We start from the raw sequence: 24,614 nt of genomic DNA, 5'->3' as shown, positions 1-24,614 counted from the left end.
ATAGCGCATTACTCTCAATATCAATAGGAAGAAGGTGGCGAAAATTTCCAATCGCGAGGCACATCACCAGTATTGCACCGAACTTCAAGCGTGATAACGGGCATTTAGCGAGATGACTGATACAAATTTCAAGCCCTTCAGATCGGAGCTCATTCCACATTAAGATAAATTAATCTCCTCACCTCATCTCTTAATTTATCTTCGCTAAACTCATAATCTTCACGATCATCATGTGGATTATACAAATCAGCCAAGCAAAATATACTCGATAAATTTTCACTTGTTTTAAATTCATAGTTAAGCATGTTTTTATTATCACGCTCTAAGCGCCAAAGCTCAATATAAGCTTCTGAAAACACATCCGCCGACAATCTTCCATCGACAAACGCCTTAGAAAAATCCATTAGCAAACAACTCATCGTAACACTCCGTTTTTCATGAAATCATCGTATTACGGCGTTCCCGACTACACTTTAAATCCTGTGATAAACTCACCGGATTTATCAATAATAACAGCATTGTTCGTTGTCGGATTAAATTACAATTTCGAATATTTCACAAAGCCATAAGTACCTTTTTCAAAAGTAGCTATATCATCCATATGATTTTTAATGGCTATTTCGAAATATTTAATTGTTTCTGGATTTTTCTTCGCCGTAACAATGTCAAAATAAATGGCATGCTTGAAATTTTTATCTCACTGCTTTGCACTAAAAGTTACACTTTCAGAAATAATACCAGTGCTTACATGCGGTATTTTCTTACCCGGCAACATAGTTCCGGCAAGCATTCCACCAGTGGCTTCCAGCGCCAGCTGGTTCCCCAGTGACACCTGCCTAAAAGTAGCAGCAACCGCAGACCCGGTATCTGCAAGTGCATTGATAATGCCGTTGGCGATAGAAGAGGTTATCCCTTCCCCCAGCTTTTCCCAAACTTTTCTCTTCAGACATTCAGCTGCCTGTTTCACTGTTGCGCGCGCCTGGTCACCCCTTCGCGCACTATTCTCAACTTACCTTCTTTTTAGACTAGATAAAAACAAAATACCAATACCTAAAACCAAACCAATAACGGCACCTCTTTGTATGGAATCGAATAAATTTTCTCGCCATTCAAAGGAAAAGCTTCCATTCCTTATCATAAAAACAGATGCCACACCTAACCTAACTAAAAATAAAGTTAATGTGGTTATAAGAAAGAAATAAAATATTAACTTTATGGCTAATGCTATATTTTTCATTATTTATTCTCCAACTGTTTTTGAAGTTCAGAGCCAGCGACCTCTGAAGCTCCGGAACCAATCACAGCTCCAGCCAAACCAGCTGCTTTTTCTGAAATTAAAGGTAGGTATTTATTTCCAACCTCTACTGCTTTGCCTCCTGCAGCCCCAACCCCCGTACCAAAAGCAGCGCCAGCTACAATTGGAAGTGCCTCTTTTCCTTGCAACTTAGCCCCTGCATAAGCACCTGTAATACCTGCTACTTCAGTGAACCAGAACCCCTTACCCTGAGTGAGTCCGCTGATACCTGTAGCGATAAGTGCATCAGTGGCACTGAAGGGGTCGCCGCTCTGTAGCTGATTCAAAATATTTGCAGAACCACCTATAGCACCTGCACCGATAATACTTCCGGCCGTTGCACCAGATGGTAACAGAACAGGTGCAACAACAGCAGTAGCTCCAGCTCCCCACGCTGTTAATAAGCCTGTTGCCGGGTTCTGTCCGGCAGGTAAATCTCCCGAAACCAGTTTATCAGAGGCATACTTAATTTCTTCTGGTGTTGCCGGATTCAGGACCTTACCAGTCTCATCTGTAAGATTAGTGTTATTTTTCAGGGATCCTTGTGCTTGATTATTACTCCAGAAACCACTACCAAATCCACTTAAACCTGACAGCTCATTATTCTCAACCGCATTTTTCCCGGCAACCGCGCCGCTCGTCGCCGCAGCACTGCTGTTGCCCAACATGCCGCCCGCAAGTCCTGCCGCCAGCGTGCCGAGCAGGCTCAGTTGCTCGCGGTCTTCCTGTCCCAGCGCCGCTATCTTCTCCGGGGTATCTGCGCCCCAGTATTTCTCTGCGATGTAGCGTGTGGCCAGCTCGCCGCTAAAGGCACCTGCCGCACCCGCTGCCGCACTGCCGCCCGACATCTGCGATGATACTGCACCCCACACGGCATGGGCCATCGCATTGGTTGCCACATCAACGTTGCCGGAAGCGTCGGTCGTTTCCTTCTTAATCAGCTGAGCTGCCCACGGATTAAGTCCGCCTGCGACCGCCTGACCTGCATTGCCGGTCACCAGCCCCGTCAGAATACTGCCAACCGTCTGTGCGACCTTCTGCGACGTGCTGCCGATGCCCCACTGCTTCATCTCCGCCTGATACTCTGGCGAATCACGCATTTTCTCCAGCCACTCTCCCCGCTGTTTTTCCGTTGCTCCGGCGGGCAGCGTCTCGGCGTTCTTCGCACTCTGCGCCTTCTCAAGCCCTTTGATATCGCCCATGGTCGTGACGATATTTGTCATCTGGCCGCTGATTTCACCGGCTAACTGAGCCGTCTGAAGCCGCTTCTGCTCTTTCTCTTTGTCAAAGATCGCACTGATGCTGTCGTTGGCATGTTCTGTGTCACGGCTGAGGTCTGCCACATCCTGCTTCTGGTTGACCCGGTCGCGAATGATCACGGTGCCGTTTGCCACCGCCGACTGCGTGGTGCCTTCGGCATGGCCGTTGTTGTTCAGGCCCGACAGCAGCGTGCTGGCGGCATTGGACGCCACGCTGGACAGCATCTGCGCACCCATGCCGCCACCGCTGGACAGCGCGATGCTGCCGCCGCTGTGGCTGACCCTGTAGTCCGCCGCATTGCCGATATCGGTGAAGCCGAGCGTACCGGTATCCAGACGGTTGTCTGCCGCATCGCCCTGGCTGGCAATCACTGCACCGTTCAGCTGGGTATGATTGCCAACGGTGATGTCAAAGCCGCCGTTACCGGCATAGATACCGCTCTGCTCCTGCACGCTGTCAAAGTTGCTGTGCATTTTGTCCTGGTTGACGCTGGCATAGCCGGACACCGACATTGAGCCAAAGGTAAAGCTGCCGCCCGCGCCGTAGCTGGTCTGTTTTGAATCGTAACGGTCGCTGTCCTGCTGGCTGGTGATGGTCAGATCCCGGCCCACATCGGCCGTTACCTGATTACCGCTGACCTGCGCGCCGTTGAGCGTGGTATCTCTTCCACTGTTCAGGCTTACCCTGCCGCCGCTGTCCAGGGTGGTCTCAGACCAGCGCGTACCGTTGCCGCTCTCCTTACCTTTGGCGCCGTTAACGCTGGCAAAAATGCTGATACCCGCGCTGCCCTGTCCGGCACCAAAACTGATGCCCACGCCACCGCCGCCGCTGCTGTTTTTACCGCTGCTTTCCTGAGTGTTGGCCGCCCCGCTCAGCACAATGTCCCTGGCAGCATTGAGGCTGCTGTCACCTGCGGCTTTCAGCTGGCTGCCGGCGATAAGAATGTCGCCGCTGTGCTCGCCACTGCCCTTACCGGCAGAGGTAATGGAGAGGTTCTTACCGGCATTGAGCGTGGATCCGGCGACGCTGTCGGACGCCTGATGCTGCTGCGATTTTGATTTCTGTGTGGTCAGGGAAAGGCTGACGCCCAGGCCGTTGTTGGGATCGGCGCTCGCTTCCGCCAGTTGCCCGCCCAGCACGGCCTGAACGCCTGAAAGCGCGGCTTTTGTAGCCTGCAGGGCAGCAAGGCGACCGTCACTCTCTTTTTTCGATGTCTGCGCCGCCGCGACCGCGTTATTAATGGCTTCACCCACCACCCCGGAGAGCGCCAGTGTCAGCCCGCTCTTCTTCTGCTCAAACAGTTCATCATGAGTCCGTTTATCATGACCCGGATCGATGATCACGCTGTCGCCGGTAATGGCGAGGTCACGTCCCGCCACCAGATCTGAGCCGCTGACATGAGCCTGTCCGCCCGCAATAATGCTGACATTACCGCCCGTACTGCCCACCGTGCTGGCACTCTGGCTCTGGGTGGTGCCCTTGTCACGTAAGTCATGGACCGATTTACTGCTGCCTACCGTGATGCCGATGCCACCGGTTCCCATCAGGCCGCTTTTCTTAGTTTCCGAGAAACGCCAGGTTGAGTCCGTGTTGGTCGCAGCAACGATATCCACGTTGTTACCGGCCCTGAGCGCTACGGTACCATCGCCCACGACCTGTGAACCCTGGACAAGTAAATTGTTGCCCGCATTAAGCGTGACATTGTCGCCGCTCAGTAAGGTGCCATTTTCACGGGTGTCACTGTCTTCGCTGATGGTATGCGTGGTCTTTTTACTCAAAAATCCTTTTTTGGTTTTGGTCTCTTCTTTGTAGGCATAATCGCTTTCAGTGGCGGTGGTCAGGTTGATGTCGCGTCCGGCACCCACTGCGATATTACCGCTGGCCGTAACCTGAGCCGCTTCACTGTTAACATCCTGACCCGCTTTAACCGTCGTACTCCCACCACTGGCAATTTCAGTACCCTGCTGGCGTACCGACTCATTAATCTCAACCTTCTTACCGGATTTGTAGCTATTGCCAGAACCGGTTTCAGCCGCCAGCAGATTGACGTCGCGTCCCGCCTGTAAGGTCACGTCTTTGTCTGCGGCGATGCCTGCCGCCTGGCTATTGAGATCGCGTCCGGCCTGAAGTGCAAAATCGCCTCCGCTGGTCAGCGTCGTGCGATCCAGCCCGGTTGAATGGGTTTCACGTTTACCCTTCACATCATTCTGGCTGGTGGTCGCACTGTTGAGATTAAGATCATTACCGGCTGCCAGCGCCGCGTTTTTACCGGCGCTGATGTTGCTGGCGGTAACAGTCAGATCGTGGCCCGCCTGCATCGCCATATTGCCGCCTGCGGCGATCTGGCTGCCGACCGTGGTGACGGTGGTTGTGCTGGTTGGGTCAACTTTTTGCCAGCGGTTTCCGAAGCCGGATTGCGCGCTGCCAGTGACGTTCTGGTTCCCGGTGATAGCAATATCATTCCAGGCGTTCAGCAGCAGATCGCCACCCGCTTTGAGGTTAGCGCCGGTGACGGCAATATCGTTGCCCGCCTTAAGGCTCAGAGAATCCAGTGACGTGATGCTCGCCGTTGGCCCGCTCAGGGTTTCGGTATAGGATTTCTTCGCACCCTTACCGTTATCTGCATCCAGATGCCAGAGCTGTGAAGTAGTCAGGTTGTTGATGTCACCGTTAATACTCTCCAGTGCCACCTTTTTACCGCTGATAGTCGCGCTGACGTTGTTGATATCATTCAGTGCGCTAAGTTGCAGATCGCCACCTGCATGGAGCAGACCGGCGTTGAGGTTACTGAGCGTGTTCTGACTGTCGATAGTCAGATCGTTTTTGGCCATCACGCTACTACCGGTATTGGTGATGTTCCCGCCTTTCAGCGTCACGTTGTTACCGGCAATTACGCTGCCATCGCGCATCTCCACATCTTTTGTCGACAGATAAAGCTTCGGCACCATCACCGTTTCACCGTTGATGGTGGTGGCTTCCCACCAGACCATACTCTTGTCTAAAGAGGCGAGTTGCCCGGCAGAGAGTGAGACACCAAACTCCAGTCCCAGCGACTTTTGCGCCGCCGCAGCGTTGTCCATCAGATAGCGCATCTGGGCGAGATCGGATCCCAGGCCATTGATGTAGCGGTTGCCGGTCTGATTCAGTACCGCATTGCTGACGTAGCGGGTATCAAACGCCGCATCGCCGAGAAAACGATAATCATAATCTGGCTTCAGGTTAAGGCGATCAAGCATGTATGAGGAGCCGAGGAAGGCGTTCTCGTCTGTGTATTGGGGGCGCGTTTCCTGTAATGGCGTGGTCGCAGGCTGTTTGCCCAGTTTTGCATTCAGCTCACCAAACAGGCTCTGATCCAGCTGGCCCAGGCCATTAAGTTTGGGGTTAACGGTAATCAGATAGCGGCTATTGGTGTTCGACGCAACAAAGTAGCCGTTTTCGCCAGAAGGTAATGGATAGGCGCTGATATCAACCTCAGCGGCCTTATAGTTATGCAGCGACGCAGGACCCTGAGAAGCGTTCGTCAGGTTAACGGCTTTACCCAGCGCTGCGTTGTTTTTACCCGCAGTTGCATATTGCGTCAGCGATGCGCTGCCCTGTGATGCGGTCTCCAGCGCACCTGCGCCATTGACCTGCTGCAACGCATTCTGGAGCTGATCGCGCCATTGCGGGGTATTGATTGCGGCTTTGTCGGCAGTTGCCAGTTGCTGATGAGACTGCGCGCCTGCGGTGCCTGCCGCGGTTAAGACGCGTAAAGCGGGGGCCGAAAGGGTATTACCGCTCCAGCCGGCATTCGCTGTGGTGTTAGTGTTGCTGATATCGCCGCTGAAATTTGCAGAGACATTGCCTCCGGCCTGAATAACGGCGCGGTAGAGCTGGCCAGGCGTAAAGGTGGTTTCATTACCGGTAAGATTATAGAAAATAAAATTACTTTCGGTATCTATATGACCCGTACCTTTAAAGGGGCCAGTATTGGAACCGGGCTGACCACTTGTAGGTTTATTGCCTTTATATTCATATACCGCATAGTTATTCTGTACCCCGGCCTGCCACGACTGGTTATTTAAATTACCTCCGCCAAGGCTGATGTTTCGGTTCGCGAGCAGATTACTCGCCTGGTTGTCCAGATTATTGGCCCTTATCAGCAAGTCGCGCCCGGATGAAACCGTCCCTGCCGCGCCGTTACTGCTGACGTCTATCGTTGAACTGGAAAGCGCAAACTTTTGAATTACTGCTGACTGGAATGGCGCGTAGTAATTTTTTGTTGTGGTATGTACAGAGCACCCACCATCAGCCCCAGCACAACCTCCCCCGCTCTCTTTTGTTTGAGTTATGGTGTAGTAACCGTAAGAACCCGCTGGTAACTCATTAACATTAATTTTAATAGTGGCATCACCTACACCAGCCCGTGAAGGTGAGGTCACGTTCATCTGCGATGTCCTTAACCCATCCCTTGTATTCAGCAAATGTCCCGTATTAATCGTAATATCGCCGTTCTGCGTTTCGATGGTGCCGGAGTTATTAACTACCTCGCCGTTGGCGTTCCCTGCCGCGTCTCCCTGAAGCCACATACTGCCGCCTGCCAGCATATCGGCACGCTGGTTGCGGATGCTGTTGGCAAAAAGAGAGAGATTGCCGGCCGCATAGAGCAGCGCGTTATTGACGATGCTGCCCGGTGCGCTGAGGGTCAGATTGCCCAACGTACCCGTAAAACCATCAACAGTGATATCGCTGCGGCTGGCTAAGTTGATGTTACCGCCGCCCTGCAGACTGCCATTCCCGTTCATGGCGATGCGGTTGCCGCTAAACGTACTGTCACCCGAACCGGTAGTGAGCTGACCATTATTAGTGAGATCGCCGCCTGCGCTCAGCGTCAGCGCGCCGCCCTGCATCGTGCCCTGGTTGTCTATCGCGCCATTACTGCTGACGGAGAGTCGCCCGCCCGCAGCCAGCACATCGCGACCGGTAAAACCATTCGCGATCTCCAGCGTGGCATCACCCAGCGCCACAACCTGACCAGTCTGATCAAAGCCATTGCTGTGAACCAGTAAAGTGCCGCCACTGAACAGGCGACCACTGCTTTGCTGATTGACCTGAGCGGCCATCACGCTCAGCCGGTTGTTACCCAGCAGCGTGCCGCTGTTGTTTACCTGCTGATAATTAACCTCAAGGTTGCCGCCCTGGGCTGTGCCCTGGTTGCTGAAGCCATTGCCGGTCAGCGTGCCCTGACCGTCGGCCAGCAGCGTACCGTTATTGCTGGCATTAGTCGCATTGAGGATGAGTTGAGACGCCTGTAACCAGCCGTTGTTATTCAGCTGCGGCGTATTCAATGTCTGCGCGCCACCCGAGAGCCACCGGCCATCGTTTTGCGTTAAACCGGTTAATGTCGCGACACCGTTGCCATTGCCCTGAATCAGGCCATAGTTGAACAGTTCTGGCCCGGTCAGCGTCAGGGCGTTTTGCGTGATCATGGCGCCATTGCCACCGTTGGTGATGCGTCCACCAGCATTGACCAGCAGGCTGTTGTCACCCTGTAAGCGCCCGTTGTTATCAACCGCACCACTGGTGATCTGCAGATCGCCGCCCTGCACGCGTCCGGCATTATTAAGCGAGGAGGACTGAAGCGTCAGCCTGCCTGCGCTGAGCAGCGTTTTATCCTGCTGCTGAGTCAGTGCACCGTTAAGGCCAACAGTCAGCGCGTCGACACCGGTGACGGTGCCGTTATTGTTTAACGTGTCGCCCCGGAGCGTCAGGTTTCTGGCAATCCATTCACCCTGATTGGTCAGCGTCAGTGCCTGCAGTGCCGCGGTGCCATTCGCTGAAATCTTACTGCCCGCGCCCGCATCAAGGCGATCGGCCAGAATCAGTTGCAGCGCATCCGCACTCTGGATCGCGCCATTATTGGTCAGTTGCCGGGCATTCAGCAGGATCTGCTGTCCCTGCCAGCTGCCGTTGTTAACAACGTCTCCGCCGTTGATGTTCAGCGTACCCTGCGTCAGCAGCGATCCGCCCTGATTATTGATCAGCTGACGTGATGGCGCGGCCAGCGCTCTGAGCAGCATTCGCCCGGCCACCTGTGGCGCAGCGGCAAACGTCAATGCCTGCAGACCAATCAGGCTGCCCTGATTAATGACGCTGGCGGGTGAAATGGTCAGGGTTTTGCCCTGCACCGATCCGCTGTTATTCAGCGCGGCACCGTTCAGCACCATCGCCCCTTCGCTAAGCAGTGAGCCGCTGTTGTTCAGCGTGTTCGCCGTAACCTGTGCGGTGTTCTGACTCATCAACGAGCCGGTGTTATGCAGTTCATTGCTGATGCTGGCGTTCAGATCTTTGCTGCCCAGCAGCGATCCCTGATGCAGCCAGTTGTCAGCGTTAACCGTTGCCTGCTCGCCCTGCAGCGTTCCCTGGGTGTTGAGCTGACCCGCGGTCAGCGTCAGTGTTCCGCCGCTCAGCGTTTTGCCACCGGCAGATTGCGTGACGTTATCGGCCTGAGCAGTCAGCGCCGTGTTGCCCTGTAACAGACCGTTGTTGTTCAGGCTGGAGCCCTGCAACCCCAGGCGGTCCGCCATTATTTTGCCGCTGTTGCGCAGCGTGGTGGCATTCAGGTCGCTATTGCCCTGGCTGACCAGCATGCCGCTGTTGATCAGATCGGTGGCGATATTACCGCGCAAGGCGCTGATGCCATTGAGGCTGCCGCGATTGTCGAGAGAATCCAGCGTGACGTCGAGTTGCTGGCCCTGCCAGCTGCCATCATTGATCGCGCTACCGCCCTTGACGATCAGTCGATCGCCGCTCAGCAGTTGCCCATTGTTGTGGTTGAGGGTCTGAGCAAATCCGAGATCCAGTTGCGTGTCGCCCTGGAGCAGCCCGCTGTTTTCCAGCGTATTACCGCTGGCGCTGAGTTGCTGTGCCGCAATCTGGCCGCTGTTACTGAGCGTTTGGGCATGCAGGTCGGCCTGCTGGCCGGTCACGATCTGTCCCGTACTGCTGTTATTCAGCGTATCGGCAATCTGAAGATCGAGGTCATCGCTCAGCAGGCGTCCGCTGTTGTTGAGACGGTTTCCGTTGACTGAAAGCTTACCGTTAACCTGCAGCAGCCCGTCGTTATCCAGTTGATCTAACGTCAGCGTCAGCGGTCCTCCGGCGATTAACTGGCCGCCCTGGAGGTTGTGGAGTTGCTGATGATCCAGCGTTAAGGTGCTGTTGCCCTGCAGCAGACCGGCGTTACTGAGCACTGGCGCATGCAGGCTGAGGTTATCTGCCGCCAGTGTGCCTTTGTTATCGATCTCCCCAGCCTGTAAATTCATCTGCTGCTGGCTGATCAGGCTTCCGCTGTTATCCAGCACACCCCCGACATGGGCTGTCAGTGTTTTTCCGGCGCGAACAGTGCCACTGTTCTGCAACGCCTTCGCGTTTAACGCCATCTGATCGGCCTGCATTGCGCCGTGGTTATTCAGTGAAGTGATGTTGCCGTTCAGGGTGCCGTCACTCAGCAACTGTCCGCCCTGCTGATTATCCAGCTGGTCGCCTTCCAGGGTAATCTGCTGATTACCCTGAATCAGGCCACTGTTAATCATGTCACCACGCAGCATCAGCGCCTGGGCAATCAGCCAGCCGCTGTTGTCAGTGTGATTCGCTTTTAGCGCGATGCCCTGTTGTCCCAGAATCTTGCCGCTATTGACCAGCGTGTCGCTTTGCAGGTCGGCGTCGGCTTCACTGAGGGCATTGCCGCTGTTCTGCCAGCGGTCAGCATTCAGTGTCAGCTGTTTGCCCTGCATCAGTCCGCTGTTGTCCAGCATCTGCTGTTGCACATTCAGCTGGCCTGCGCTGAGCAGCGTGCCGCTGTTGATTAACCCGCTGCCCTGCAACGATACTGCCTTGTCGCCCTGGATTGTTCCGCTGTTATTGATCTGGCTGACATCGCTATTCAGCGCTGCGGCGGCGATGATGCCCTGATTAGTCAGTACATCGCCGTGCAGCTGGAGTGGGTCACTGGCCAGCAGTTTGCCACCCAGCTGATTATCCAGATGCCCGTACCGGGCGCTGAGGCTGGCAGCGTTGATTTCCCCGCTATTGTTCAGCTGGTCGCCGCTGACTACCAGTGTTTTGCCGCTGGTGATCAATCCGCTGTTATTAAGCTGTGGCAAATCGAGCGCAAAGTCGTTGTCGGAGCTGATCGTCCCCGCAGCAAGGTTATCCAGCTGTCCGGAATTTAAAGAGAGCTGATTAGAGCCCTGAAGCAGGCCGCCATTACTGATTTGCCCGGCGGTCAGCGTCAGATTGGGTGCGGTTAACGAGCCCATGTTACGCAGTTGTGCACTGTTCAGGATGAGTGCGTTCTGACTGCTGATGGCCCCCTGATTTTCCAGCCTGCCACGAGCGGTCAGTTGCGCGTCACCGCGTGCAGTGATGGAGCCGTTTTGTTGCAGCGTATCGCTGTTAATCACGGCATCACCATGGCTCACCATCTCGCCACTATTATTCAGGGTCGGGACATCGATTTGCAGACGCTGACTGACCAGATTGCCGCTGTTGCTGAAGGTGTCCGCAACACTGAACAGTGCGTTGCCCTGTGCGGAAAAGATCCCGTCCTGATTCAGACGATTAGCCGTGATCGTGGCATCACCCATACTGATCAGTTTGCCGCTGTTATCAAGAGTGCCGCTTTGAATGTTCAGGCTGCTGCCGCTGATTTCATCGCGGTTAGTCAGCTGTCCGCTAACAGCCAAAGTGTTTTTACCCTGAGCCAGCAGCTTACCGTTCTGTTGCAGAGTGTTAGTGCGAACCTGCACGTCACCATTACTGGCCAGGCTGCCACTGTTAGCGATCTGTGCAGCCTGAATATCGAGTGTTTTTGCGGCGGCGAGCTGACCGGCATTGTCCAGCTGAGAGGTGGCAGAGAGTTGCAGCGCGTCTACCGCACTACCGCTGCTGCTGTTATCAACACTCAGGTTAGCACCGCTGAGACGCACATTCTGGCCTGCCTTCACGCTGCTGCCTTTAAGCGTGATATTGCCCTGACTGTTGAGGTCCAGCGAGGCGTCGCTGCCCAGCGAGGCCCCATTTAAGGCGATATCCTGCTGCGCTGTCAGCGCAACGTTGCCCCCGGCTTTATGTTCACCCTGCAGGGCAATGCTGCTGCCTTTTGCAGTCAGGGTGCCGCTGGTCAGGCTATTGTTGATGCTTAACCGACCCTGCGCATCCAGCACCATATCGCCCTGACGGGCATTAAGATTGCCGAGATTGACGCCAACGCCGTTTTCGCTGGAGACCAGATGGATGCGGTTTGCGTACATGCCGCCCAGCGCGCCGGTATCTACAGCAACCGATGGCGCAGCACCTTCGCCCGCGATGGGTGTCACGCTGCCATCAGCACCGACCCGGTTTGCGCCCAGCGTCACATTAAGATCTTTGGCATGGATGCCCGCGTTGATTTCGGTTGCGCGCGCGATGATCGAGACAGCATCAGCCTGGCTGCCATCCAGTCCTTTACCCTCAATGCTGATTGCGCCTTTCGTCACCTCCAGCGATTGCAGATTGCCCTGCGCATCAAGCTGCGGTTTACCGGTAGTCAGCGTAACGTTGGGCGTATTGATAAAACCGCAGCCGTTGCAGGTAATGCCATAAGGGTTAGCGACCATCACATTGGCCGCTTTGCCCGCTACCTCGGTATAGCCCTGTAGCTGTGAACGGTTAGCACCCACCACCTCATTGATAATGGCCCGGGCTTCCTGCCCGGCTTTGAGATTCGGGTTGTTCTGGACAAGTCCACCCAGTTGGGTCTGCGTCAACCGGCCGGTTGCGTTGTTCAGGATCAGCCCTTCCTGACCCACGTTGTAATTCTGGTACTGGTTATGCGACAGGCCCGCCGCATTCGGCGTCGCGATATTAATGACCGGCACGCCATTCCCGGCAGCATCGACGTTGGTACCTGGTGTGACGGGCGCTATCGCCGCAGAAAAGGCGGGCAGCAGTGGCTGAAACGCGATCAGCGAGCAGATGAGATAGCTCAGCAGACGACGCGGCAGTGAAAGCTTTAATTGATCATCCATAATCGGGGCCTTTTTTTAAAAAACGAGTCCAACACGCGCGTAAACGCTGAGGCGATCGGGCGCAAGATAATTGGGGTAGCTGACAGGGATACCCAGCGACAGCTGAGTGGAAACATGCGCGTTACGGGTGCCAAGTCCCAGCGAACTGCCCCACAGCGTGCCTGCTGCGTAGCGATCCTGTTTGTCGCTCTGGAGCCACCCGCCGTCCAGCGCCAGGGTGGTGCTGACCTCGCCGATTGCAGGCAGGGTAAACAGCGAGTAATTCAGTTCGTTACGCAGATAGCCGCCAACATCGCCGGACAGGTATTGCTCCTTGTAGCCGCGAACCGAGTTCTCGCCACCAATTGTCAGGCGTTCGCTGCCATAAAGGCGATCCGGCGACCACTGAGCGTAAAAACTGCTGAGCCACCACATTTTCTGAGTGACAGGCCGCTGATAGCTGCTGCTGACGCTCCATTTGCGGAATTCAGCTTTCGGAAAATCGTCGCTTTTACCCTTGTCGCTTTCCGCATCAAACCACGGCATCCCGCGGCTCAGCATCGGGTTCAGAGTGGCCACCCCACCTGCAATTTTTTGCGTATGGTTAAAACCGATCTGCAGACTGGTCAGTTTGCGGCTACTGCTTTGAAGCAGCGTCTCATTCAGCCAGTTATGGCTGACGTAATGGTTCAGCCCAACCTGAAGGCCAGTTTTGATTTGCCCGTTGCGGAACAGCACCCACGAGCCGCTGAGGCGGTTAGAGATGTTGTCGCCGTTGCTATACCAGTCGAAACTATTGGCGTTAAAGCGGCTGTGATAGTTGCTCCAGCTATAGCTGTAATCCAGCAGCCCATAGCCATAAGGCACGCTGACGCCCGCCTGGAAATTTTGCGCATCGCGCCAGTCGCTGAAAGCGCTACTGCGACCACCGCTGACAAACCAGCGATCGGCAACACCCAGCAGGTCATTACCCACCAGCGAGCCGGAAAGCTGACCGATGCCGGTGCTTCGCTGGCCGCTATTGTCCATATTCAGCCCCAGCGTCAGAGGAAACTCAGGTGTGCTGGTCAGGTTAACAATGGAATAGCCCGGCTGAGACGACGGGATGATTTCAATCTGAACCGGCGTAGTACGAAGCCGGTTTATCTGCTCCATACCCTGTTCAATGTCACGTAAATTTAAAATACGGCCTGCACGGGTCGGGAACGCCATGTTCAGCTGACGTGCACTGGCACCCTGCAAATGAATCGCCTCAAGCTTTCCTTCCAGTACGGTGATATTTAACGTCCCGTGGGAAAGATTCTGTTCTGTCAGGAAGGCCCGGCTGGTGATATATCCACGCTGGACATACCACTCTGAAATAGCGCGTACCAGCTGATTAATACGGTCCAGACTCAGGCACTGATTGATATAGGGAGCGACAAGTCTCTTCTGTGTATCAGGCGTGATTAAGCTCGCCTGTTGCAGTGAAATCTGGTTGATTTCAAAACAGGGGCCGCTGGCTGGCGCCGATTCAGTTTTTTGCAGCTCAACCTGATGCGCCTGTGTTAATGCATCACGCTGCTGCTGATCCTGCTGCAACCGCTGCTGCTGCTGGTTTTGAATAACGTCAAGATCACCCGGCGTGACCGGTGCAGCCATGACATTGCTGATAAACAAACTGGCTCCGAAAACCAGCCACTTCCCTGTTTCAGGCATTTTCATCGAAGGATTAACAACGCTTATTGTAAGTTTTGTGTAAGCACAGGCGTGCAGATTACCACCTTAACAATCGGAAGTTCCTTATTGACTTAAAATAATGATGTGGTTTTACAAAAAGTAAAATTAGCGGTGATAAAACGTTTTCTAAGCCAAATTTGTAATGACTTAGCCACTTTCTTTGTGCAGAGCTCATTTATGAGTGTTAAGGGAATGGATGTAACGGCGTGCACTGATGAATATAGATCCGCGCCGGATTACTCATTCATATAACGGCGCTGGGGTATTAAGTGGGATAAAAAATAATGATATTACTGCTTTTCGTGGTGAAGCCTGCTGGCTGAAATGACTCGGGCACTACAGATGCAAAAAGGCCCGCAACGTAGCGGGCCTTAACCAGACAATATACAACAACCATTATTTTTCATGGTAGCGATGCACTGCCGGATAATATTCCAGTCCATACAGCTGGCTCAGCGGCAGCAGCAGTTCCACGTTAATATCATGCACACGTTCACTCGCCACAGGGCCGCTCAGCAGCTGTTCAAACCAGGCTATCAGTTTCTGTTTCATTTCAGGCTCTCCGCATCAGTTGATGCTCTGAGTTAACCCGCTTACACGCCCAATCTGAAGCAAAAATTTCTGCGCTGCTTATGCCGGAAATGGCATAAGCAGCCACCATCTGTTTAGCCAGTGCCAGACACCGGCTGCTCAAAACGGTTACTGCGTTATCAACGTCACCCAGTTCGCGCCTTTACCAGCCGGGGCTTCAGCAACCCGTTTGAGTTCGCCGCTGGCGGGATCGATGGCGTAACTGCCAATCACCGCGCTCTTCTCCCCGCTGACGATCAGCCATTTACCCTGCGCATCAATCGCAATACTGCGCGGCTGTTTTTCAACCGGCCAGCTGCCGATAAGTGTTAACTCACCCGACTGTTTATCAACCCGGTAGCCGCTGACGGTGCCGGAGGTGCGCTCGGTCACATAGATAAATTGTCCGTCCGGGATGATTTTAATGTCTGCTGCCCAGATGCGCGGCGTGGGATCGCTGTAGCCCGCCGGGCGCTGCTCGCCATGCTGCAGGTTATATTTCTTCGCCACCGCATTCGGCCAGGTTTTCAGCTCCGTCAGCGACCCATCCGTCGCGCGACGGAACTGCGTAATGGTGCCGCTCATCTCCGCGAGGTTATAGAGAAAACGATTGTCGGGCGATATTACCGAATGTCGTGCGCCGCTGTTCTTCTCGCCCTGAACAAATCCGGTTCCCAGCGGCGTTATCGCGCCGTTATCCGCAAAGGCATATTGCAGCACGCGATCCGCGCCAAGGTTGCCGACGTAGAGTGAATGATTGCTGACGTCGGTGATCACCGAGTGGGCATGCGGCCCGGTTTTCACCTCGCCCGTGACCTGGGGTGTCACAACTCCTTTGTCATCAATCCGGTTGCTGGTGACGATATCGCTGTCATAGGAGGCAGCCAGCAGATAGCGCCCACTTTTGTCGGTGGTGATCCACGGAAAGCTGGCTGCAACCGGCGTCACCGCCAGTTTCTGCAAGTCACCGTGCGGACCCGAGACGCGCCAGCTGATGATCGAATAAGGCGGACTCCGCAGCGCACCATAGAGCCGTTTACCATCCGGGCTGGCCGCCAGCGGCATAATCTTTTTACCGGCAGGCGTATCGCCACGCCATTGCAGGCTGCCATTCGCCTCGCTGAGCTGATAGCGGGAAACGGTGCCGGATTCAGCATTGGAGACATAGACAAAGGTTGTCGCCCATAACGGGGCGCTACACAGCAGCGGCAGGAGTGCCAGCGCCGTTTTCAGACGGATCATAGGGTCACCTTGATAAGTAGTGTCTGCATCATTGCGCAGCAGGCATTACGCTAACCCTGTCCGGGGAGGCTGGCTTTGTGCAACTGTCTGAAATTCGGTTCGAAAGTCTGGAGATGTGACGGAGATGTTATTTTTAATGGTGCTGAAAGAGGTAAGACGCCTTTCCCCACGGCGGGTGAAAGGCGTTAACAACGCGCTAACCGGTTTTCGCGATCATTTTTCGATAGCGGTTGAGCCACTTGCCGCTGTTAAGTCGCCACCAGAAGAAGATGCCACGCACCGTCCAGTCGAGGAACATCCCCAGCCAGACACCGGTCACGCCCATCCCCAGTTCAATACCGAGCAGGTAGCCGACCACCACGCGGGCGCCCCACATGCTGAACATCGACACATACATGGTGTAACGCGCATCGCGTGCGCCCTTGAGTCCGGCAGGTAGCACCCAGGAAGCGGCCCATAACGGCATAAACAGCGCGTTAAGCCAGATCAGCTGCTTCGTCACGTTAATTACTTCCGGGTCGCTGGTATAAAACCGTGCCAGCAACCCGGCCAGCGGCACCGTCAGCAGGGCCATCACGGTCAGGCAGACCGTCGCCAGCCAGAAGACGTGCCGCACCTGGCGTTCCGCCTGGAACACCTGATTCCTGCCCAGACGGGTACCGGTGATAATCGTTGAAGCCGAACCCAGCGCATTGCCTGGCAGGTTGATCAGTGAGGCGATAGAAAAAGCGATAAAATTCCCGGCAATCTCGCTGGTGCCCATTCCGGCAACAAACACCTGTGTCAGCAGTTTACCGCCGTTGAACAACACCGACTCGATACTGGCAGGCACGCCTATACCTAAAACTTCCATCAGAATGCTGCTGTTCCAGCGCCGGAAATAGCTCGACAGCGTGATTTTCAGTGAGGCGTTAAAGCCGATCATCAGCACGTAAATCACCGCGATCGCCCCGATATAGCGGGTGATGGTCAGTCCGAGCCCGGCACCGATAAACCCTAAACCGTCCCACGAGAAGCAGCCATAAATCAGCACGCTACTGATGATGATGTTGAGGATGTTCATGCCGCCGTTAATCAGCATCGGAATTTTGGTATTACCTGCACCGCGCAGCGCCCCGCTGCCAATCAGGGTGATAGCGGCGGCCGGATAGCTCCAGGCGGAAGTCTGCAGATAGCTCAGCGCCAGCGCTTTGACTTTCGGATCGGCGGCACCGGCAATCGCATCGACAATCAGATGGCCCCAGAACTCAATGGCGATCACCAGCACAAAGGCGAGTATCGTCATCATGGCCAGCGACTGACGCGTGGCGGCGCGGGCGCGCTTGCCGTTGCGTTTTGCCAGGCTGAACGCCACCACCACCGTGGTACCAAGATCGATGGCAGCAAAGAACGAGATGATCACCATGTTGAAGCTGTCGGCCAGGCCGACGCCCGCCATCGCCTCTTTACCCAGCCAGCTGACCAAGAAGGTGCTCAGTACGCCCATCAATAGCACACAGGCGTTCTCGAAAAAGATAGGCACTGCTAATGGCGATATCTCACGCCAGTAGAGCGTGCGATACGAACGGCGTTTCGGGTACCACGCCGTGCGCTTGATCGCCTGCATCACTGCTACGCCGGGATTTTGCAAAGGATTACCAAATCAGAAGAGACTGGACAGGAGTTCTAATGATGATAGTGGGCAGAGAAATATGCAAAGTCTTTCCGGTGCAAATTAATCATGGTTACAAACTTTTTAATGCCGCCACGGCACAATCTGCCTCACTGCCCCGCCCGCTGTAGCAAACCTGATTATTTCCCTGACGTTATGATCGGTTGGCCATGCTTTGCTGCTGGCGGTTTTTCCGCCATCTCCTCATCGGTAACGCATTCAAACGTGGCGAACCACCCCTTCTGATAGTAAAGATTTTCTTACTGTTTTTCAGTGCAGCAGATCTTCACTTAAAACAGCGCTGCTCAGAATTCCCGCTTCGCTGGCGCAAAAAAACGGCGATCACAGATTCTTCAACAATCTCCGCAACAAACCCGCTAAGCTTGGGGCAAATTGCGGAAAAAAATGGAAGGAGAAACCATGCCGACACTACGGAAAAACCTGACCAGCCAGCAGGCGCTGGATGAACTTGAACGCCTGTACGATGGCGCCGTCGATGCGCTGCGCGAGGCGATTAAAGCCTTTACCGAAAACGGCACGCTGCCCGATGCCGCCGCTCGGGCGCAGGGACTATTTGTTTACCCAGAGCTGCGCATCACCTGGCGCGGCGACGGTCCGCAGCAGAACCGCACGCGTGCCTGGGGACGCTTCACCCACACCGGCAGTTACAGCACCACCATCACCCGCCCGGCATTGCTGCGCCACTATATTTCGGAACAGCTTCAGATGCTGGAGAAGGAGTATCAGCTGGAGATCGACGTGGGGCCCTCCAGCCAGGAGATCCCCTACCCTTACGTGATCGACGGTTCCGACCTGTCACTGGATCGCACCATGAGCGCCGGTATTGCGCGCCACTTCCCGACCACCGAGCTGTCACAGATTGGTGATGAGACAGCCGATGGCCTGTTCCATGCCGATGCAAAATCCCCTCTGTCGCACTTCGACGCGCTGCGAACCGACTTCTCGCTGGCCCGCCTGCGCCACTACACTGGCACCAGCGTAGAGCACTTCCAGCCGTTTGTGCTGTTCACCAACTACACCCGTTATGTTGATGAGTTTGTGCGCTGGGCGATCGAGCAGGTGCGCGATCCCAGTACCCCTTACGACAGCCTGGCCTGCGCGGGCGATGTGGTGCTGACCGCCGACACCGCTGACAGTGAATCGATGCTCTCGGATCTGGCGTGGAAGAAGCACCAGATGCCCGCCTGGCATCTCACCTCGCCGAATCGTCGCGGTATTACGCTGATTAATATTGGTGTTGGCCCGTCGAATGCCAAAACCATCTGCGATCATCTGGCGGTGATGCGTCCACATGCGTGGCTGATGATTGGTCACTGTGGCGGTCTGCGCGAGAGCCAGCGGATTGGTGATTATGTGCTGGCCCATGCCTATCTGCGCGACGATCACGTGCTGGACAGCGTGCTGCCGCCTGATATCCCGGTACCCAGCATTGCCGAAGTGCAGCGCGCGCTGTATGACGCCACCAAATCAGTGAGCGGCATGCCAGGCGAAGAGGTGAAGCAGCGGTTGCGTACCGGCACCGTGGTGACCACGGACGACCGCAACTGGGAACTGCGCTACTCCGCTTCGGCACTGCGCTTTAACCTGAGCCGTGCGGTGGCGGTCGATATGGAAAGCGCCACTATTGCCGCACAGGGTTATCGTTTCCGGGTGCCATATGGCACGCTGCTGTGCGTTTCAGACAAGCCGCTGCACGGTGAGATTAAGCTGCCCGGTCAGGCGAACCGTTTCTATGAAGGGGCGATTTCGGAGCATCTGCAGATTGGTATTCACGCTGTTGAGCTGCTGCGCGCCGAGGGCGATAAGCTGCATTCGCGTAAGTTGCGTACCTTTAATGAGCCGCCTTTCAGGTAAGCGTTAGCCGGCTGAGGCGAGGAATAAGGCCGGTACTGCTGACAGGCAGTACCGGCCTCTTGCTTTGGAATTTACCCAATGCGCATGTCAGCGCCGGGATAATTTATACTTTAAAGGTCTCTACAATCAGCCTGAGAGACTGCGCTTGCTCAGAGAGAGACTGAGAAGCACTTGATGATTCTTCTACCAGAGCAGAGTTATTTTGCGTCACCCCATCCATCTGGCTGACTGCAATACTCACCTGAGAAATCCCCTGCATCTGTTCAGCCGACGACAGCGCAATAGCATCCATGGATTCAGCCAGTTCATCCACTAAATGCACGACTTTGAGAATACTCAAACCCGTATCACTGGCAACAGTGACGCCGCATTCAACCTGTCCGACAGCCTGCTCTATTAACGCTTTAATATCTTTTGCGGCAGTCGCACTACGTTGTGCAAGCGTTCTGACTTCAGACGCGACGACAGCGAAGCCCCTTCCCGTCTCTCCCGCTCGTGCCGCTTCAACGGCTGCGTTCAGGGCAAGAATATTAGTCTGGAATGCGATGCTTTCGATGACGGCGGTGATATCTCTGACTTTAGACGCGCTTTTTGAAATATCACTCATCGTATCTGACATTCGTTTGACGTCCGTTTCCCCTCGTTTTGCAATCGAGGCGGTATCTCTAGCTGAGTTGGCTGTGTCCCTGGCAGTTTTGCTGTTATTTTGTACCGTAGCGGTGAGCTGTTCCATACTCGCAGCCGTTTCCTGCAAGGCAGCGGCCTGCTGTTCAGTGCGGGATGCAAGCTCATTGTTTCCTTCAGAAATCTCATTCGCAGAAAGGGCGACTGAAGAAGAGCCTGATTTAATTTCTGAAACGATATCCCGTAACCGAACCTGCATGCTGTTTAAAGAGGCCATGAGACTGAGAGTGTCATTTTTCTTCAAGCTAACAGGAGTGGTCAGATCCCCATTAGTGATCGCATTAGCAAGTTTCCGCGCTGTACTCGGTTCATCGCCAAGCTCGCTCATGAGTTTACGAATAAGATAGATGCTGGTGCCCGTGCCGAACAAAATAGCCGCAACTAAAAGCGTCACCAGGATGATGTAGGCTCTTTCGGTATTTTTCGCGTTTTGATTAACTGAGTCATCCGACTGCTTCGCCAGGATTTCACTCATCAGGGTAAGACCTTCAAGCAGCGGAACCTGTGCGGGTCTGACTTTTTCCAACAGATACTTAACCGTGATGTCACTGTTTTTAGCCAGTGCCAGCGGAACGGTGTTACTGAAGGCGTCCAGAGCATTTTTCTCGCTGTCACTGATCTTCGCAAAGGCTTTATATTCTTCCGTATCGCCAGACTGGCTGATCATCGTATTCAGTTGATCCCTGCTGGCTGCAAATTTAGCCTTCAGTTTAACCAGACGATCAGACTGCTCCTGGATAAGAGCCTGATCTGAAAAGAGTGATAAATTCCTGACGGTTATCGCCATATCGCGCTGCGCCAGGGTAAGTTCATTGATTAATTTTGTTTTTTTCATATCACCCTGAACAACTGACTCAAGCGTGCTTTTAGCCTGATATAAAGAGTGAATAGCGACAACGATACATATGGAGAAAAAGATGATTAACGTGCCAAATCCGGAACCGAGGCGCGTAGAGATTTTCATTAAAATTCCTTGAAGGGGGGCGGCGATATAGATCTATCGGCATCTCTTTTTTTAACTTCAATGAATATTTATCACATAAATAATATTAACCAGAATTAATGGCACCGCTGCAAAGCATCACAAAAACTCATAAATTTGTCAGGCTTCGATGATTTCCAGTTCAACCAGAAATCGTTTTTTTGTGCGTTATAAACAATCAGAACCCTTATGCATACCGTTGTCTTAACTTATTACTGCGTTACGCTACACTGGTTTGCATGTCATAAAAATTTCATTTAACCCTTGCAGGCGCGGCTTTTAAGGCTGCTACAACCTGGATGCTTTTCGCATGCAAAAAACACAGAAATAAAAACCAGGAATACATAAATTATAATTATAAATAACGTCAGGAACTTCTGTACATCACTTTAAACGCGGGCCGGTTCTGTGACGTCTCGCAGGATATGAATGCTTTATTAGTTCGAAGAATATGGCAGAACAGATCGGCATAAGGATGCTTCAGCCCGGCCGCAGCAATCCAGCCTTCAGGCAGAAAACGCCCTGAGTGCGTTGATGAGCGTGCCCGTCTGCACGATAGCCTTGGTCTGATATGCATCACGAATAAACTCTCCATCATCAGCCCTTGATACGAACGGATAGCCCGGGCAATCGCAGAGAGAAATAGGTTTGCCTGACCCACGCATCAGCTGCAGTAACAGATGAAATTAAAAACCGTAACATAACTGAAGTATATTGCAGACGAAATATAAAAACATACACAGCAACAAAAATCATCATTATTGAGCTTGTCACTCCATAATTGCTGTGCAATATAAATAACAGCAGACTGTAGAAGCTATTTCTTAAAATTAGTGCCACATACTGGCAATGTATTCCCGCCTTTCACATAAAATCAAATAAAGGACGCATAAAGAAACCCCAAAATGGAGGAAGATTGACAAGAAGTATTTGAGGAAAATTAACATACCTTTGGCAGCGCAGATAATAAATTTAATTACTCACTTAAAGAGGATTTATTGTGAAAGTTAAAAATATGACTGTGTTAGCGAGTATGGTTTTATTCTACTCCGCTCAGGGTATGGCCAGGCAATTTGATATCAGTGCAGCAAACATTGACGTCAACACCTCTAAATCTTCCTTCATTCTTACTGGTGCGGGAGGTGCCGGCGGCGCAGGTGGCGCAGGGGGTGCAGGAGGAGCGTTAGGTGGACAAGGTGGTGCCGGAGGTGTTGGCGGCGCCGGAGGTGCTGGCGGAAGTGATGGTAATGGCGCCGCTAACGCCAGCCAGAATGGTAATAATTCCAATAATGATAACGGCAGTAAAAACGGCAACGGTTCTGATCAGGGTAATAACAGTAATAACGGCACCGGGAATGCTAACGGGAGTGGTGACGGTAACGGAAATGATGCAGGCAACGGCGGTGGTAATGGAGGAGGTGATGGTGGCGGTGATGGCGGTGGTGATGGCGGCGGTGATGGCGGCGGAGACTGATAGTCTGGCGTCCATTAACTAAAAAGCTCCTGTTTGTAACCGTTATAGCAGGAGCATTATCACTGTTAGCACAGGAACAGCACATGAAACTTACCAGAAGTTACCCATTATTTTTAGCCACCGTACTGACAGTGGCATGTCCGTTTTACTCCCTGGCTCAGACTGCCAGCGACATGAATACTTCATCCTCAAATACCTCCCTCCAGCCCTCAGCAGGTAAAGACGGACAACAAGGCAATGGTGAAAACGGAGGCGCGGGAGGCAAAGGAGGCGTTCCGGGAGAAGGTACTAACGGAGGAAAAGGAGGTAATGGCGGCAATGGCGGCAATGGCGGCAATGGCGGCAATAGTGGCAATAGTGGCAATAGTGGGAGTGCCGATAATCCCGATACATCAAGTAAAGGCGGTGCGGGCGGCGCAGGTGGTGCGGGCGGCGAAGGTGGTGCGGGCGGCGCAGGCGGTGCGGGTGGCGCAGGCGGTGCGGGTGGCGCAGGCGGTGCGGGTGGTGCGGGTGGCGCAGGCGGTGCGGGTGGTGCGGGTGGTGCAGGCGGTAACGGAGGGACCGGTGGAGAAAGTTTTCTGAAAAGGATTTTCAAATGAAAACAATCACTTTGTTAGCTTCGCTAATCATCATTCCGTATGCGCATGCTGAGTACAAAACGGATATGTTGAGTTCACACCATAATGTCATTCTCATTGATGCCGCTGCAGGTTCTGATGGCGGACCGGGTCAGAACGGCGGTGCCGGGGCCAATGGCGGTCCGGGTGAAAATGGAGGACGAGGGGGAAACGGAGGTATCGGCGGAAATGGAGGGCCAGGAGGAAATGGTGGTGCCGGAGCCAATGGCGGTGATGGCGGAAATGGCGGCCTGGGAGGAAGCGGTGGAAATGGCGGGAACGGAGGTGCTGGACAGAATGGCCAGGCCGGAGGCAATGGCGGGAATGGAGGAAACGGCAGTATGGGGGGAGATGGCGGAAATGGTGGAAATGGTGGGAATGGCAGCAATGGTAGTGATGGTGGCGCAGGGGGGAACGGAGGGAATGGTGGCAGCACGGGAGGTGACGGCGGTGCGGGAGGTAACGGTGGTGACGGAGGAGATGGCGGCGACTAAATTCAACCACACCTTAATATCTCTTCTCTCCTGGCAGCAGGCTTATAAAACAGGCAAGAACAGCAATTATCACGGGTTAATTCACAGCTAAAACAGGCATTTGAATAACACTGATTTAGCGTAATAAAACTTTCCGTCAGCTCCGTCAGCTCAACATTAAAATCAGCTTACCTGAATTAACTAAAACGCTCAGAGATCCTGTCAACGCTGAGTATGTGTGAAACTCCTCTTTTTTTACCATCAGGGAAATGCAACCTGGAGTTGGCGTACAGTGGAGCCCCGGATTTTTGATAGCCATGATGTGAGTAATAACGGAATTAAATGCACCGTTGAAATGGAGTAACGAGTAACAACAAACGCCACAAGTGAAATGCTTTTATAATTTAACCGCACAAACGAGAACAGCCGCGAATAACAACAGCTCCGCCATATTCGCTCTATTGCAATGTTTCGCAGTGTATCAGACACCGCCTGCCCCATAGCCTGGCCGACGAAACCCGCTCAGTGTTAACGCGCGGCTAAGTGATCTGAAACTCCCATACGTCTGGCGGGCGAAACCCGCTCAGTGCTAACGCGCGGCTAAATGACCTGAAACTCTCCTCGCCTTGCAGGCGAAACCGCTCAGTGCAAGCCCGCTGCAAAGCGAAACCTTATGTATCTTTCCCCGCTTTCAGCGGCCTGAGCCCAGCCAGTCCGGGTGACAAACCCACCGGCAGGGGTTTGC

13 protein-coding genes are annotated in these 24,614 nt (G+C 53.8%); 3 read left to right on the top strand and 10 right to left on the bottom strand.

What is annotated here, in order from left to right; translation table 11 throughout:
• Window positions 1-149 precede the first annotated feature (149 nt).
• The 8 genes from ACX8ZY_RS08155 to ACX8ZY_RS08120 all read right to left on the bottom strand — a co-directional run bounded on the left by ACX8ZY_RS08155 (window position 150) and on the right by ACX8ZY_RS08120 (window position 17,719).
• Complete coding sequence (locus ACX8ZY_RS08155; RefSeq protein WP_223565367.1) at window positions 150-404, bottom strand: colicin immunity domain-containing protein; 255 nt, start codon at window positions 402-404, stop codon at window positions 150-152.
• 293 nt (window positions 405-697) lie between these two features.
• Window positions 698-967: a hypothetical protein gene (locus ACX8ZY_RS08150; protein WP_050680079.1), complete on the bottom strand. Its 270-nt coding sequence runs from the start codon at window positions 965-967 to the stop codon at window positions 698-700.
• Window positions 968-1,009: 42 nt separating this feature from the next.
• Window positions 1,010-1,237 carry a hypothetical protein gene (locus tag ACX8ZY_RS08145; RefSeq protein WP_156323622.1) on the bottom strand — a complete coding sequence of 76 codons (228 nt, stop codon included), beginning with the start codon at window positions 1,235-1,237 and terminating at the stop codon, window positions 1,010-1,012.
• On the bottom strand, window positions 1,237-12,603 hold the full coding sequence (locus ACX8ZY_RS08140; protein WP_421665350.1) for a hemagglutinin repeat-containing protein: 11,367 nt from the start codon (window positions 12,601-12,603) through the stop codon (window positions 1,237-1,239). Before ACX8ZY_RS08140 ends, ACX8ZY_RS08145 begins: the two co-directional genes overlap by 1 nt.
• A 15-nt stretch (window positions 12,604-12,618) precedes the next feature.
• Window positions 12,619-14,286 (bottom strand): ShlB/FhaC/HecB family hemolysin secretion/activation protein, encoded by a 1,668-nt coding sequence (locus ACX8ZY_RS08135; protein WP_158131603.1) that lies wholly within the window; start codon window positions 14,284-14,286, stop codon window positions 12,619-12,621.
• Between the two features lie 411 nt (window positions 14,287-14,697).
• The gene (locus ACX8ZY_RS08130) at window positions 14,698-14,853 is read right to left on the bottom strand and encodes a hypothetical protein (protein WP_010670871.1); all 156 of its coding nucleotides are present in this window, start codon (window positions 14,851-14,853) and stop codon (window positions 14,698-14,700) included.
• Window positions 14,854-15,000: 147 nt separating this feature from the next.
• Window positions 15,001-16,113 carry a lactonase family protein gene (locus ACX8ZY_RS08125; protein ID WP_033778932.1) on the bottom strand — a complete coding sequence of 371 codons (1,113 nt, stop codon included), beginning with the start codon at window positions 16,111-16,113 and terminating at the stop codon, window positions 15,001-15,003.
• A gap of 196 nt (window positions 16,114-16,309) precedes the next feature.
• On the bottom strand, window positions 16,310-17,719 hold the full coding sequence (locus tag ACX8ZY_RS08120) for an EmmdR/YeeO family multidrug/toxin efflux MATE transporter (RefSeq protein WP_022625464.1): 1,410 nt from the start codon (window positions 17,717-17,719) through the stop codon (window positions 16,310-16,312).
• 465 nt (window positions 17,720-18,184) lie between these two features.
• On the opposite strand from ACX8ZY_RS08120, the gene ACX8ZY_RS08115 reads away from it, so the two are divergent.
• Entirely contained in the window at window positions 18,185-19,639 is a 1,455-nt protein-coding gene (locus ACX8ZY_RS08115) for an AMP nucleosidase (protein ID WP_031591057.1), read from the top strand.
• A 103-nt stretch (window positions 19,640-19,742) separates the two neighbouring features.
• Here ACX8ZY_RS08115 and ACX8ZY_RS08110 read toward each other — a convergent pair whose 3' ends face one another.
• Window positions 19,743-21,287 (bottom strand): methyl-accepting chemotaxis protein, encoded by a 1,545-nt coding sequence (locus tag ACX8ZY_RS08110; RefSeq protein ID WP_158131602.1) that lies wholly within the window; start codon window positions 21,285-21,287, stop codon window positions 19,743-19,745.
• A 1,201-nt stretch (window positions 21,288-22,488) separates the two neighbouring features.
• Window positions 22,489-22,794, bottom strand: a complete 306-nt coding sequence (locus ACX8ZY_RS08105; RefSeq protein ID WP_421665349.1) for a hypothetical protein — start codon at window positions 22,792-22,794, stop codon at window positions 22,489-22,491.
• A 294-nt stretch (window positions 22,795-23,088) separates the two neighbouring features.
• Between ACX8ZY_RS08105 and ACX8ZY_RS08100 the strand changes: the two genes are divergently transcribed.
• Window positions 23,089-23,361 carry a hypothetical protein gene (locus ACX8ZY_RS08100; RefSeq protein WP_421665348.1) on the top strand — a complete coding sequence of 91 codons (273 nt, stop codon included), beginning with the start codon at window positions 23,089-23,091 and terminating at the stop codon, window positions 23,359-23,361.
• 101 nt (window positions 23,362-23,462) lie between these two features.
• Window positions 23,463-23,981 carry a hypothetical protein gene (locus ACX8ZY_RS08095; protein ID WP_421665347.1) on the top strand — a complete coding sequence of 173 codons (519 nt, stop codon included), beginning with the start codon at window positions 23,463-23,465 and terminating at the stop codon, window positions 23,979-23,981.
• Window positions 23,982-24,614 lie beyond the last annotated feature (633 nt).

The organism is Pantoea sp. XAF26B01_ASV70 (genome assembly GCF_054512635.1).
This window is presented reverse-complemented; position numbering and strand designations above follow the sequence as displayed.